The 13,545-nt window shown below is 59.4% G+C and carries 10 protein-coding genes, 1 other RNA gene and 1 pseudogene; 8 read left to right on the forward strand and 4 right to left on the reverse strand.

Translation table 11 applies throughout. The annotated features are described in order from the left end of the window. The first annotated feature begins 1 nt into the window (after position 1). Positions 2–517, forward strand: a complete 516-nt coding sequence (locus tag FOY56_RS10380) for a protein-tyrosine phosphatase family protein (RefSeq protein ID WP_146345776.1) — start codon at positions 2–4, stop codon at positions 515–517. Between the two features lie 35 nt (positions 518–552). Here the strand turns inward: FOY56_RS10380 and ffs are convergent. Both ffs and FOY56_RS24130 read right to left on the reverse strand, forming a co-directional pair. Continuing rightward, positions 553–649, reverse strand: an RNA gene (gene ffs / locus FOY56_RS10385) — signal recognition particle sRNA small type. 367 nt (positions 650–1,016) lie between these two features. After that, positions 1,017–2,498, reverse strand: a pseudogene (locus tag FOY56_RS24130) (5'-nucleotidase C-terminal domain-containing protein); the annotation flags it as partial. Between the two features lie 235 nt (positions 2,499–2,733). On the opposite strand from FOY56_RS24130, the gene nudC reads away from it, so the two are divergent. Together nudC and FOY56_RS10410 are read left to right on the forward strand one after the other, a co-directional pair. Beyond that, a complete protein-coding gene (gene nudC / locus FOY56_RS10405; protein ID WP_146345779.1) occupies positions 2,734–3,717 on the forward strand; it encodes an NAD(+) diphosphatase in 984 nt (327 codons plus the stop codon). Between the two features lie 37 nt (positions 3,718–3,754). Then, complete coding sequence (locus FOY56_RS10410) at positions 3,755–4,228, forward strand: SRPBCC family protein (RefSeq protein ID WP_146345780.1); 474 nt, start codon at positions 3,755–3,757, stop codon at positions 4,226–4,228. 12 nt (positions 4,229–4,240) lie between these two features. On the opposite strand, the gene FOY56_RS10415 is transcribed toward FOY56_RS10410, so the two are convergent. Beyond that, positions 4,241–5,077 carry a prephenate dehydratase gene (locus FOY56_RS10415; RefSeq protein WP_146345781.1) on the reverse strand — a complete coding sequence of 279 codons (837 nt, stop codon included), beginning with the start codon at positions 5,075–5,077 and terminating at the stop codon, positions 4,241–4,243. Positions 5,078–5,193: 116 nt separating this feature from the next. On the opposite strand from FOY56_RS10415, the gene FOY56_RS10420 reads away from it, so the two are divergent. The 5 genes from FOY56_RS10420 to FOY56_RS10440 all read left to right on the forward strand — a co-directional run bounded on the left by FOY56_RS10420 (position 5,194) and on the right by FOY56_RS10440 (position 11,577). Beyond that, a complete protein-coding gene (locus FOY56_RS10420; RefSeq protein ID WP_146345782.1) occupies positions 5,194–5,697 on the forward strand; it encodes a c-type cytochrome in 504 nt (167 codons plus the stop codon). Positions 5,698–5,849: 152 nt separating this feature from the next. Next, on the forward strand, positions 5,850–7,799 hold the full coding sequence (locus FOY56_RS10425) for an extracellular solute-binding protein (protein ID WP_146345783.1): 1,950 nt from the start codon (positions 5,850–5,852) through the stop codon (positions 7,797–7,799). Between the two features lie 8 nt (positions 7,800–7,807). After that, positions 7,808–8,893, forward strand: a complete 1,086-nt coding sequence (locus FOY56_RS10430; protein WP_146345784.1) for a microcin C ABC transporter permease YejB — start codon at positions 7,808–7,810, stop codon at positions 8,891–8,893. After that, complete coding sequence (locus FOY56_RS10435; protein ID WP_146345785.1) at positions 8,894–10,000, forward strand: ABC transporter permease; 1,107 nt, start codon at positions 8,894–8,896, stop codon at positions 9,998–10,000. Then, entirely contained in the window at positions 9,997–11,577 is a 1,581-nt protein-coding gene (locus FOY56_RS10440) for an ABC transporter ATP-binding protein (RefSeq protein WP_146345786.1), read from the forward strand. The genes FOY56_RS10435 and FOY56_RS10440 overlap by 4 nt, the downstream gene beginning before the upstream one ends. Positions 11,578–11,582: 5 nt before the next feature. Here FOY56_RS10440 and FOY56_RS10445 read toward each other — a convergent pair whose 3' ends face one another. After that, entirely contained in the window at positions 11,583–13,493 is a 1,911-nt protein-coding gene (locus FOY56_RS10445; protein WP_146345787.1) for an elongation factor G, read from the reverse strand. Positions 13,494–13,545 lie beyond the last annotated feature (52 nt).

Genomic DNA, 13,545 nt, shown 5'->3' on the forward strand with positions numbered 1-13,545 from the left:
CATGTCGGATCTGGTCATATTCGCATTGGGTGTCGGCGACGGGATCCTTGCGCTTTCGGGACTTCCCGGAACCGGCGGGTCCTATGCGGATGATCTGGACCATATTCGCGACTGGCAGCCCGGGCTGGTGATCAGTCTGACATCTGATGATGAAATGGAAACCACCGGGGCTGCCGATCTGGGGGCCGATCTGCGAGCCATGGGGTGCCGCTGGGTGCATATGCCGGTGGCCGATTTTGGCACACCAACAGAGCAGTTTATCGCAGAATGGGCACCGGTCAGCCGGTCGGCCCTGGCCGCACTTCGCGGTGGCGGGCGCGTTTTGGTGCATTGCCGGGGCGGATGTGGCCGATCCGGGATGGCGGCTTTGCGGCTGTTGATTGAAAGTGGCGAAGATCCGGATCTGGCGCTGACCCGGCTGCGGACCGTGCGACCCTGCGCGATAGAGACCGACGGGCAGCTGGCCTGGGCCCACGCCGGGCAGGTTCAAACCGGGAATGACCCGTCAGGCGACTGACCGGGCGGCGGGCGCAATTTTCCTGGGGGGAGTAAGGTGAGAGGCTGGACAACGACCCAAGCGGGGCTCGTTACGGCTGCTTCCTTCCGGATCTGACCGGGTTGGCGAGGCGCCTGCCCGCGCCAACCTCTCGACTAGGGATATAGTCAGCGTTCCGGGAAATGGCAAGACGGGTTGAAACCGGATCCAATGGAACCGAAAGCCGAAGAAATCCGCCCGTATCCATGCCCGCTTCGGTGACCTCCCGCCCGCACAATTCATCCAGATGCGCGCGGGCCTCGGGACCGGTCAGTGTGATCGCCACGGCCTGCGGGACCGGGGTGAAGCGCCATGGGACGGGTGCATTGTGCAGCGGGCTTGGTGGAAGGGCCCCAGCGAAGTGGTCGCGCAGGATGGCACGCAACCGAATGTCCGGCAACGCGACCGAAACCAGGTTTCGCAGGGCTGGGATATTACCGCCTCCAGCAGCGCGATAGCTTGTCATGGCCACGATAAACCGTTGCTTTGGGTCAAGGGGGCGGTCGTTCCAGCAGGCGTTTCGGATTCGCTGTGTATCGGGATTGATCAGGTCGCCATTCTGGTCGAATCGGGGCGGAACGCTGATATCGATCTCGTACTCCAGCCCGAATATCACATCGCAATTATGTCCCGGAAAGGCCGGGTCGAGCAACGGTCTGGTTTCGCCCGGTTCGATTTGTGCGAACAGCCCGGCGGACATTTCCAGCCAGTCCAGCACGTCTGCCCCGGTCAGCAGCCCTGCGCAGAGTAAGTTGTCGAACGGACAAAGATCAAAAACATGACGTTCTGAAATCGGGCCTGCGGGTATGTCGGTATAGTTCCTTGGCCCGGCCCGTCCGCCAAAACGAGACGGCGCCACGGCGCTGAGTATCGGAAAGCGCACCAATTCGGAATTTGCCAGATACGGTTTCAGCGCCGCAGCCTGCGCATGGGCCAAAACGGCCAGACCCTTGTCGGGCGCGAAACTGGCAAAATAGCTGTGTAACGGGTTATCCGAGTGGCCGATGTGGTGATCCAGCCGTTTGCGGGTCTGATCGTGATCGTCGCGAATCAGCTCCAACAGGTCTTTGCTCTGATCTTCGGGTGCTGCGCGGGCCTCGCTCACTGCGTTTGACACCTTCCAGCGGCTGTCAGCGCTGCGCTCCAGGTCAAGGTCGATGATACCAAGGTGCGATCCCATCGCGCCGGGTAAAACCAATGCGCCCGCGCCCGGCGCAGCTGGCAGAATATCGTGGGTGTGGCCTGCAATGACAGCGTCCAGACCGGGAAGACCCTGAAGAATTGCGGCGGCGTTTTCCATGCCGGCCTGCGGGATGTTCGACCCGACGCCGGTATGGGCCAGCGCGATCACCAGATCGCAGCCGTCTGCCTGAAGGTCGTCGATGCTTTTGCGGGCGGTGCTCAAAATATCGGAAATGGTGGCGCGCCCACGCAGACGCTGAGCGTTCCACATGGCGGTTTGCGGCGGAAGACAGGAAAACAGCCCGACCTTAAGCCCATGGGGGGGCAGGGTGATGATGTGCCTGTCGACAATCGGCAAAGTGGCCGGATCGTTCAGGTGCAGGTTTGAACAGATCACCGGGCAGGGCGAGTCTGACAAAACACTGGCCAGCGTTTCGATCCCGAAATCCAGATCGTGGTTGCCCAACCCAATGGCATCATAGCGCAGCAGTGCAAAGGCCTGCATCAGCGGATGCGGCCGCCGCCGATCTTCGGCAACAAAATCGCCCAGCGGAGACCCTTGAAGCCCGTCGCCATTGTCCAGCAGCAGAACGGATGCGCCAGCCGCTTCGGCCTCGGCCCGCGCCTCTTCAATCAGGCGCGCCAGATGTGTCAGGCCCGCGCGATCGGACTTGCGATCAGCCGAATAATCGAAACCGGCCAATTGCATGTGCAGATCGGTGGTTGCCAGAATTCTGAGTTTTGATGACATGGCGGGACGGCGGGCGTTCGTTGGTGTCATGCCGGTTTGGTCCTGCCCTGCGCTTGGTCCCGGTTAAGCCGGGGTGTCGTTTTATCAGCCCATAAAAACCACTCGCGCGAATCGGAGGGAAGCGGAAAACTCACATGCGGTTGCGTGAAGGTGAGCGTGTTACTTATCGGCAGCAGCGACAAGAAACGGTTGTTTTGTGTCTCTGGGCGTGGCAACCGAATATCCAAGGCGGGCACACCTCGCTATTTTTGAGGAGGGTCGGTCAGTGAAACATGCGGAAACAGTCACCTTCGGTGGGTCCGGACTGGACCGTGCGGCCCAAATCCGTGGTGATGCAGCCGCGCTGGAACAGGCGCAGGCCCATCCGATGGCGGGTTTCCTGCCGATGTGGCGTGGTAAACCGCTGGTGCAGGGGGAAGACCGCGACCAGCTGGTTTTCCTTGCGCCCGACAATCCGATTTTCACCTCAGGCTACGAACGTGACGCGAGAAAACCGGTTTTCCTTGGGCTGCAGGAAGATGGTCGCCCGCGGTTTGCGCAGGATATTTCCGGATGGGAGCCGGAAGGACTGGATACGGCGGCATTGGGCAGGCTTTTTGACCCGACCGAACACAAACACCCGGCTCTGCCCTCTGAGTGGAGGTTTGTTGAACTGCGCCAGGTGATGACCCATCTCTCACCACGCGATGCGGAACTTGCCGCGACCGCCAAAGCCGTGATTAGCTGGCATTCAACCCACAAGTTCTGCGCCTGCTGCGGCGCTGAAAGCGAGATGGCGCAGGCCGGATGGCAACGCGATTGCGCTGCTTGTGGCGGGCACCATTTCCCGCGCACCGACCCGGTTGTGATCATGCTGGTCACGCATGGTGATTCGGTGCTCATGGGCCGCTCGCCGGGCTGGCCCGAAGGCATGTATTCGCTTTTGGCCGGTTTTGTTGAACCCGGTGAGACGCTGGAAGCCGCGGTTCGGCGTGAAGTTTTCGAAGAATCCGGTGTGACAATTGGTCAGGTCAGCTATCTCGCCAGCCAGCCCTGGCCGTTCCCCGCATCGCTGATGTTTGGATGCGCTGGCGAGGCGCTGACACGCGAAATCAACATAGATCCCACCGAGATCGAAGACGCGATGTGGGTCACACGATCCGAAATGATGACCGCATTCGCGGGCGAGCATCCGGTTCTGAAACCGGCACGAAAAGGCGCTATCGCGCATTTTCTGCTAGAGAACTGGCTTGCGGATACGCTCGAATGATATGAAAATAGACAAAATCTAAGGTGACAGGCCCAATATGCAGTTTTCCAGCCAAGAAGATATCGAAGCACCAATCGAAGAAGTTTTTGCCATGCTGGCCGAATTCGATGCTTACGAACGGGCCGCTTTGCGACGGGGCATCGATGTGCGGCGCGGCAGCGAAGACATGGCCGTCGGTGTCGGGATGAAGTGGGATGCCACGTTCTCTCTGCGCGGGGCCGAACGCGAAATCACACTGGAACTGACCGAATTCGACCGCCCGAACTCCATGCGGTTTGACGCAGACAGCCAAGGTCTGGACGCGGTTCTGACGATTGATCTGATGGCCCTGTCGGCCCGTCAGACCCGCATGTCGATCGAGATGGAACTGACGCCAAAAACATTGCCAGCGCGACTTTTGGTTCAATCCCTGAAACTGGCACGGACGAACCTGACCAAGCGGTTCTCGTCTAAAGTTTCGGATTTTGCCCGGGCTATGGAAGATCGCTCAAACCGGGCGCGTATGGCCTGATCGGCCAATACGTTACCATTCGCGTTCCGGCGCAGATGGATACACGCCCAGAATTTCGACATTGGTTGTGAAATACCCGATCTCTTCAAGGGCGCGTTTCACGTGCGCGTCTTCCGGATGGCCTTCGATATCCGCATAAAATTGCGTCGCGGTGAACGATCCATCGACCATATAGCTTTCCAGCTTGGTCATGTTGATACCATTCGTGGCGAACCCACCCAACGCCTTGTACAGCGCGGCCGGGATGTTTCTGACCTGAAACACGAAGGTGGTCATCATCTTGTGCTTGCCGCGCCGGCTGTGATCGCCTTCGCGCGACATCAGCAGGAATCGTGTGGTGTTATGGGCGTGGTCTTCGATATGGCGCGCCAGAATATGCAACCCGTGAATGTCAGCCGCCAGATCTGACGCCAGCACGCCTTCGATCATGCTTTTGCTGTCCGCCAGTTCCGCAGCCGCCCCGGCGCTGTCTGCGGCGGCTTCGCCCTTAATGCCATAGCGGCGCAGAAAGGATTCGCATTGTGGCAACAACACCAGATGCGCGCGGACCTTTTCGATCTGCTCGATCTCGACGCCCGGCATCGCCATCAGGCTGATATGCACACGCACAAAGGCCTCTTCCAGAATTTGCAGGCCACTTTCCGGCAGCATCCGGTGAATATCGGCGACACGGCCATAGGTCGAATTTTCGACCGGCAGCATCGCCAGATCTGCCGCACCGGATTTGACCGCGTCGATCACCTCTTCGAAAGTACGACAGGGCAGCGGCTCCATATCGGGGCGGGCATTGCGGCAAGCCTCGTGGCTATAGGCGCCCGGCTCTCCCTGAAAGGCGATGCGATTGGTCATGATTAGATTCCGTGCAACAAATTCTGTTTGGTCGATTGGTCGCGGTGTCTATACCTTGCCACGGGCAAGGGGAACCCTTAGACACCCCGGCAGACAGCTACTATGGACTCGCGATCATGTTTGACACGATGACAGTAACCAAGGCAGCAGCCGGTTTTCTGGGCGCCTTTCTGGCACTTCTTCTGCTGAAATGGGCAGCAGAGATCACCTATGACACCAGTGGTCATGGAGAAGCTTCCTACGTGGTCGAAGCAGAGCCTGCCGAAGCCGAAGAAGCCGCTGAAGAAGTCAGCTTTGAAGAGTTGATGGCCGGTGCCGATACCGCAAAGGGCGCCAAGGTATTCAAGAAATGCGCGGCTTGCCACAAAATCGAAGACGGCGTGAATGCGACTGGCCCGTCGCTGTATGACGTTGTTGGCCGTCCGGTCGCGTCCGAAGACGGGTTCGGATATTCCAGCGCGATGGTCGCACATGGCGGCGACTGGACCCCCGAAGCGTTGTATGACTTCCTGCTGAAGCCAAGCGCAGTCGTTTCCGGCACCTCGATGAGCTTTTCTGGCCTGAAAAAAGAAAGCGACCGGGTCAACCTGATCGCCTATCTGGACAGTCTTGACGACTGATCCCGACCGGATCACCAGACAAATCAAAGGCCGCTGCACCACGTGCAGCGGCCTTTTTCGTTTTTCTGGCGCGGATGACGGGACTACACGACGAAACACGTATAGTTGAGGGAATCTCAACTTGAACCTTGGGGGCAGGGGCCATTAGCTTTATGCAAGCAAGAAAACCGGCAGAATACCAATACCATGGAGGCTACCCTTTGAAGAACCGCTCCAGCGCCCGCGCGCGCTCAGTTGCCGTTGCAGGCACCGTTCCGGTCCTGGCCTTGTCCGCGCTATTGGTCTTTGCGTTCGCCACCCTGCTGAGGGCCGAGGAAAAGATAATCCGGTCACATGCGTTTTCTGAACTGGGGCTTGTGAAATACGGGCCAGATTTTGCCCATTTCGACTATGTGAACCCGGATGCGCCACGGGGCGGAGAGCTGTCTTATTCGGCGCAAGGCACCTTTGACAGCTTCAATCCCTATGCCAAACAAGGGCGGGCCGCCGCGCGAAGCTCGGAACATTTCGAAGCGTTGATGACCCCGTCTTACGACGAACCCGAAACGCTGTATGGTCTGCTGGCCGAAAGCCTTGAGTACCCCGAAAGTCAGGAGTGGGTCATTTTCAACATCCGGCCCGAGGCCCGGTTTTCCGATGGAACGCAGGTCACGGCCGAGGATGTCGTGTTTTCGCACGAGCTGCTTCTGGATCAGGGTTTGCGATCTTATGCCGAAGCAGTCCGCAAACGCATTCCCAAGGCCGAAGTGTTGGGCCCGCTCCGGGTGAAGTTCTATTTTGCCGAAGATGTGTCGCGCCGGTCGCTGATCACTCAAGTGGCGTCCGTTCCGGTCATGTCCAAGGCCTGGTTCATGGAAGACCCCAAAAACCGTCGTCTGGATGAACCGCGTCTGGATCCGGGAATCGGCTCGGGCCCTTATGTGCTGGACAGCTATGACATCAACCGCCGCGTCGTCTATCGACGCAATCCCGACTATTGGGGCGATCACGTGAACGTAAATGTCGGCCGCAATAATTATGAGACGATCCGGATCGAATATTTCTCTGATTCCGTCGCTGCGATGGAGGCCTTCAAGGCAGGTGAGTTCACGTTCCGGGCTGAGAATAATTCAAAGAACTGGGCGACCGCATATAATTTTCCGGCCATCGACAAAGGCTGGATCATTCAGGAAGAGCTGATTGACGGGAATGTTCCCTCTGCCACCGGGTTCGTCATGAACATGACCCGACCACAGTTTCAGGACATCCGCGTCCGCGAGGCGGTGCAGTTGGCATTCAATTTCGAATGGACCAATGACAGCCTGCAATACGGGCTATTCCAACAGCGCCATTCGTTCTGGGAAGGGACCCATCTTGAGGCCAAAGGCCTGCCCGAAGGTCGCGAACGCGAGGTTCTGGAATCGCTGGGCGATGTGCTGGATCCCAGCATTTTGACCTCGGAACCGATCCGCGCGCATTCCAGCAAACCCGACCGTGTAACGGATCGGCGCAATCTGCGCCGCGCGATGAAGCTGCTGGATGAGGCAGGGTGGCTTGTCGGCGATGATGGCATGCGACGCAATGATCAGGGCGAAACGCTCAAGATCGAGTTTCTGTCGGATTCTCCGACGCTGGACCGGATCTTGCTGCCCTTTGTCGACAATCTGAAACGCATGGGGTTGGACGCGACATACAATCGGATCGATTCGTCGCAATTCACCCTGCGTCGGCGCGAGCGTGACTTTGACATGATCTACAGCGGGTATTTGACCTCGCTGATGCCATCGACCGAACTGCGCCAGCTGTACGGGGCCGAGGCCGCCGCCTATAGCGTGTTCAACGCGTCCGGCATTTCCGGCCCGGATATCGAACCCTTGCTGGACAACATCATTGCCGCGACGGATGCCGAGGAAATGACCGCCAATGTGCGTGCGCTGGATCGTGTGTTGCGCTCGAAACGGTTCCTGGTGCCAATCTGGTATCTGGGCAAATTCTGGGTCGCGTATTGGGACATGTATGAACATCCTGAGGTTCTGCCGCCCTATGCATTGGGAACCGAGGATCTGTGGTGGATCAACGCTGACAAGGCCGCAGCCTTGAAAGCCGATGGCGCGCTTAGGTAAACCGCCCCATGGGAGCATATATCCTTCGTCGCTTGCTGCTGGTGATCCCAACATTGCTGGGCATCATGGTGATCAATTTCGTTCTGGTGCAATTCGTGCCAGGCGGTCCGGTTGAACAGGCCATCGCCCAGATGCAGGGTGGCGGCGACGTGTTTGAAAGCTTTGCAGGAGGCGGCGCCGACGTTGAAACGCAAGCCACGTCTGGCAATGACCAGTATATTGGCTCTCGCGGGTTGCCACCCGAGTTCATCGCCGAGCTTGAACAGCAATTCGGCCTCGACAAGCCGCCGCTGGAACGCTTTTTTACTATGCTCTGGAACTATATGCGGTTCGATTTTGGCGAAAGCTATTTCCGCAAGATCTCGGTGATTGACCTGATTTTGGAAAAGCTTCCGGTGTCGATCACGCTGGGGCTTTGGTCGACGCTGATCGCCTATCTGATCTCGATCCCGCTGGGCATCCGCAAGGCCGTCAAGGACGGATCCCGCTTTGACACCTGGACCAGTGCGACGATCATCGTGGCCTATGCGATCCCCGGTTTCCTGTTCGCGATTCTGCTTTTGGTGCTGTTCGCGGGTGGGTCCTATTGGCAGATCTTCCCGCTGCGGGGCCTCTATTCGGACAATTGGGAAGAACTTAGCCTGCTGGGCAAGGTCGGCGACTATTTCTGGCACATCACGCTGCCGGTGCTGGCCTCGACCATCTCGGCCTTTGCGACGCTGACGTTGCTGACCAAGAACAGCTTTCTGGATGAGATCAAGAAACAGTACGTGATCACCGCGCGGGCCAAGGGGCTGAGCGAAAAGCAGGTGCTCTACGGCCACGTCTTCCGCAACGCCATGCTGATCGTCATCGCGGGCTTTCCTGCCGTGTTCATCGGCGTGTTCTTTGGCGGGTCGGTGATCATTGAAACCATCTTCTCGCTCGACGGGCTGGGCCGGCTTGGGTATGAGGCCGCCGTGGCGCGCGATTATCCGATCGTGTTCGGCACGCTGTTCATGTTTGGCCTGATCGGGCTGGTCACCGGCATCCTGTCGGACCTGATGTATGTGATCGTCGATCCCCGGATCGATTTCGAAAGCCGGGAGGGATAAATGGCGCTCTCTCCACTCAACCAGCGCCGCTGGCGTAATTTTCGCCGTAATGGCCGCGCCTTCTGGTCGCTGATCCTTTTCAGCGTGATCTTTGGCCTGTCGCTGTTCGCTGAATTCATCGCCAACGACAAACCGATCCTGGTCAGTTACCGGGGGGAGTTGTTCACGCCGATTTTCAATTTCTATCCCGAAACCGCATTCGGTGGCGATTTCCAGACCGAAGCCATCTATCGCGACCCCGAGGTCAAGTGCCTGATTGCATCGGGTGGGGTCGAGGATTGTTTCGACGATCCTGACACCATCATCGACGAGATCAAGGCAGGCACCTTTCAGGCAGACGGGTTCCAGAAAGGCTGGGCGATCTGGCCGCCGCTGCCCTATTCTTTCAACACACCTGTGGATCGCCCCGGCGCGGCTCCACTGCCACCCAATGCACAAAACTGGCTGGGGACAGATGACACCAAGCGCGACGTGCTGGCCCGTGTGATCTATGGCTTCCGCCTGTCGATCATTTTCACCCTGATTGTCGCTACCGTCTCCAGCCTGATCGGCGTCGCAGCGGGCGCGGTTCAGGGCTTTTTCGGTGGCTGGGTGGACCTGATTTTCCAGCGCATCATCGAGATCTGGTCCGGCACCCCGTCGCTCTACATCATCATCATCATGTTCGCGATTCTGGGGCGCAGTTTCTGGCTGCTGGTCGGGTTGATGATTGCCTTCGGCTGGATGTCTCTGGTCGGCGTGGTGCGGGCCGAATTCCTGCGCGCCCGTAACCTCGAATACGTCCGCGCGGCCAAGGCGCTGGGCGTGGGCAATATGACCATCATGTTCCGCCACATGCTGCCCAACGCGATGGTGGCGACGCTGACCATGCTGCCGTTTATCGTCACGGCAACAATTTCCTCACTGGCGTCGCTCGACTTCCTCGGCTTCGGGTTACCATCGTCGTCCCCGTCCCTGGGTGAACTGACGCTGCAGGCAAAACAGAACCTGCAAGCCCCGTGGCTGGCCTTCACCGCCTTCTTCACCTTCGCGATCATGCTGTCGTTGCTGGTCTTCATCTTTGAAGGCGTGCGGGATGCGTTCGACCCCAGAAAGACCTTCCAATGACAGCATTGCTACAGGTGAATGATCTGCGGGTGTCTTTCCGGCAGGACGGTAAGCTGACGCCAGCTGTGCGCGGCGTGTCTTTCAACGTCAATCGCGGGGAAACCGTGGCGCTGGTGGGCGAAAGCGGGTCTGGTAAATCGGTCACCGCCCTGTCGACAGTGTCCTTGCTAGGGGACAACGCTGTGATCGAAGGGTCGGTCACTTATGACGGGCGCGAGATGATCGGGGTGTCGCAGAAGGACCTGATGCAGGTGCGCGGCAACGACATCAGCTTTATCTTTCAGGAGCCGATGACCTCGCTCAACCCGTTGCATACCCTGGAAAAGCAGCTGGGTGAATCGCTGGCCTTGCATCAGGGGCTCACGGGCGACCCGGCGCGCGAACGTATTCTTGAGCTGATGACCAAAGTCGGTATCCGCGACCCGGAAACCCGCCTGAACGCTTATCCGCACCAACTGTCGGGCGGGCAGCGACAGCGGGTGATGATCGCCATGGCGCTGGCCAACAAGCCGGACGTGCTGATCGCCGATGAACCGACCACAGCGCTGGATGTGACCATTCAGGCCCAGATCCTTGACCTGCTGGCCGACCTGAAAAAATCGGAAAACATGGCGCTTCTGTTCATCACTCATGACCTTGGCATCGTGCGCAAGATCGCCGACCGGGTTTGCGTGATGAAAGGCGGAGAGATCGTCGAGACCGGCCCCACGGAAGAGATTTTTTCAAATCCAAAACACACCTATACCCGGACGCTGCTCGAGGCCGAACCGACCGGTGAACCCGATCCAGTCACCCCCGGCGCCGAAGAAATCGCGCGCACGGATCACCTCAAGGTCTGGTTTCCGATCCAGAAGGGATTCCTGCGCAAGACTGTCGGTTATGTGAAGGCGGTAAACGACGCGACCATTTCGGTGCGGGCAGGGGAAACGCTGGGCATTGTCGGGGAAAGCGGGTCCGGCAAGACGACTCTGGCGTTGGCGATCATGCGCCTGATCGCCTCTGAAGGCGGGATCACCTTCCGTGGCGATAATGTGCGCCAATGGTCCACACGTGAACTGCGCAGGCTGCGCAAGGACATGCAGATCGTGTTTCAGGATCCGTTCGGATCGTTGTCGCCGCGCATGACCTGCGCCCAGATCATCGCCGAGGGGCTGGGTGTGCACAGCGTCGATCCCGGCCGCGACACACGCGATCTGGTGGCCGAGGTGATGGCCGAAACCGGGCTGGATCCAACGGCGATGGACCGGTATCCGCACGAATTTTCAGGCGGGCAACGCCAACGCATCGCCATTGCGCGGGCCATGGTGCTGCGGCCCAAACTGCTGGTGCTGGATGAACCGACCTCGGCGCTGGACATGACCGTTCAGGTGCAGATCGTTGATCTTTTGCGCGATCTTCAGCGCAAGCACGGGCTGGCCTATCTGTTCATCAGCCATGACCTCAAGGTCGTGCGCGCCATGTCACATCAGGTCATGGTGATGAAGCAGGGCGACGTGGTCGAAACCGGCACCGCCCAGCAATTGTTCGATGCCCCCCAGACCGAATACACCCGCGCCCTGATCGCGGCGGCCCTCTGATCGATCTATTGCGCGGCAGCGGCCGAGGTGCCGCGCGTTTCTTCATAGTGATCGAATGACAGGTTCACCCAACCGGTGCCGCGCGTGGCACTGGCAAGAGCACGATGCAGGTCATCCTGCGCTACGGCGGGGATCAGCGCGTTAAACACCTCCCACCCGGCGGCATCCTGGTTGGCTTCAAAGCCCTGAATTTGCCCCTGCAGGCTGCTGATCGTGGGAACCAGATCGCCGACAAAGGTCGACGGCAGGTGGATTTCGGCCTTCAGGATCGGCTGCAAGACCACCGGCCTTGCCTGAGCTAATGCTTCACGTACGGCGGCTTTGCCTGCGGTGCGGAATGCAAAGTCCGAACTGTCTACCGAATGATGTTTGCCGTCCAAAAGCGTCACCTTCACGTCGACAACCGGGAACCCGTTCGGACCTTCGCGCAGCGCGTCTTCGGCACCATTGGCAACCGATGGGATGTGGTTGCGCGGGACTGTGCCGCCCTTGACCTCGCTGTCAAACAAAGACCCTTCGCCACACGCCTGCGGTTCGATCTTGAGCGTCACGTCGGCAAATTGCCCGGCGCCGCCGGACTGTTTGCGGTGGCGATACTGGTGCTCGACCGGTTTGGTGATGGTTTCGCGAAACTGAGCCTTGGCTGGCAGGGTTTCGATCTCGACCGAGAAATCATTGGCCAGCTTGTCTGTCAGGCGCCGCATGTGGATCGGCCCTTGCGTGCCCAGCAGCGCGTGGCCAGACGCCTCGTCTGTCTGCAGCGTCAAACCCGGGTCGATCTCGACCAGTCGGGTCAGCGCGTTCGACAGACGCACATCGTCGCGATCATGTACCGGGGCAACGACCTCGCGGTGATGCGCCGGGCGGCTGTTGGCCCACTCCGGCAAGCCGGTTTGACTTGCGGCGTCATAGACCCCGCCCGGGGCCAGATGGTCCGACTTGACCGCCAGCCCAACCTCGCCTGCGGCCAACGATGCGATCTGCGTTTTCGCGTCCATGGCAGTCAGGCTGCCGATGGTGCCGCCGCCCAACGTGTCATGCGCCTTGATGCCGTCCCCCAGCCCGCGCACAACGACCAGTTTGCCGATGTGTTTCTTCACATCGGCGAACCCGGCCAGGGCCCGTGCATCTGCACCGGCCCGCGCACGTTCAGCCGCAACCTCAATGCCCGGGGCTTCGTGGCGCAGGGCTTTCATCAACCGACGCAGGCCGTTGCCATGGCTGGCCGCCCCCAGATAGGCTGGGATCAACGCATGGCTTTGCAGAACCTGCGCCGCAAGATCATAGATTTCGTCGTTTGGGGGTTGGCGGTCTTCGATCAGCTGTTCCAGCATATGATCGTCATAATCCGACAGCTCTTCCAGCAGGTCGGCACGGGCCTCTTGTTCGCGACTGATTTCAGAGTTCGGGATTTCGATCAGCACCGAAGGCTCACCTTCGCGATATTTCCACGCCCGTTCCGAGATCAGGTCAACCGCGCCAACGATTTCACCATCCTTGCGGATCGGGACTTGCCGCAGTGTGATGTGATGCCGTCCATAGCTTTGCAGGGCCGCGATGATATCGCGGATCCGCCCATTTGGCGCATCCATCCGGTTCACGAATATGAAACAGGGAATCCCGGCCTCTTCGATCAGGCGCAGATAGGGGGCGGCCAGAACTGCCGCGTCAGGGTCGGGCGGAACACACAGCACCACGGCGTCACTGATCGCAAGGGCAGGCCCGGCATATGCCATCGCATCGGCCCCGCCATCCACGTCGATCCCCATCCAGGGTTCGTCGAGATAGGAAAACGAATGCAGCGTCGCGACGCCTCCGACAGCAAAGGTGACAGGGCGACCATCAAGTCGGCTCAACGCCTGGATCAGAGTGGATTTCCCGGACTGAGTGGGGCCGAGGACGGTAAATACACGCATGGATAACGCTCCCTTCGAGGTGTCACGCAGCAAACTGCGCTGCCCGATCGGT

Source organism: Falsiphaeobacter marinintestinus, assembly GCF_007923355.1.
Lineage (GTDB): Bacteria > Pseudomonadota > Alphaproteobacteria > Rhodobacterales > Rhodobacteraceae > Phaeobacter_A > Phaeobacter_A marinintestinus.

Excerpts from the sequence above, each read along its gene's own strand:
- FOY56_RS10380 (WP_146345776.1), top strand. The coding sequence starts at position 2 with ATGTCGGATCTGGTCATATTCGCATTGGGTGTCGGCGACGGGATCCTT.
- FOY56_RS10425 (WP_146345783.1), top strand. The coding sequence starts at position 5,850 with ATGCAAGCAAGAAAACCGGCAGAATACCAATACCATGGAGGCTACCCT.
- FOY56_RS10435 (WP_146345785.1), top strand. The coding sequence starts at position 8,894 with ATGGCGCTCTCTCCACTCAACCAGCGCCGCTGGCGTAATTTTCGCCGT.
- FOY56_RS10420 (WP_146345782.1), top strand. The coding sequence starts at position 5,194 with ATGTTTGACACGATGACAGTAACCAAGGCAGCAGCCGGTTTTCTGGGC.
- FOY56_RS10440 (WP_146345786.1), top strand. The coding sequence starts at position 9,997 with ATGACAGCATTGCTACAGGTGAATGATCTGCGGGTGTCTTTCCGGCAG.
- FOY56_RS10415 (WP_146345781.1), bottom strand. The coding sequence starts at position 5,077 with ATGACCAATCGCATCGCCTTTCAGGGAGAGCCGGGCGCCTATAGCCAC.
- FOY56_RS10445 (WP_146345787.1), bottom strand. The coding sequence starts at position 13,493 with ATGCGTGTATTTACCGTCCTCGGCCCCACTCAGTCCGGGAAATCCACT.
- FOY56_RS10410 (WP_146345780.1), top strand. The coding sequence starts at position 3,755 with ATGCAGTTTTCCAGCCAAGAAGATATCGAAGCACCAATCGAAGAAGTT.
- FOY56_RS10430 (WP_146345784.1), top strand. The coding sequence starts at position 7,808 with ATGGGAGCATATATCCTTCGTCGCTTGCTGCTGGTGATCCCAACATTG.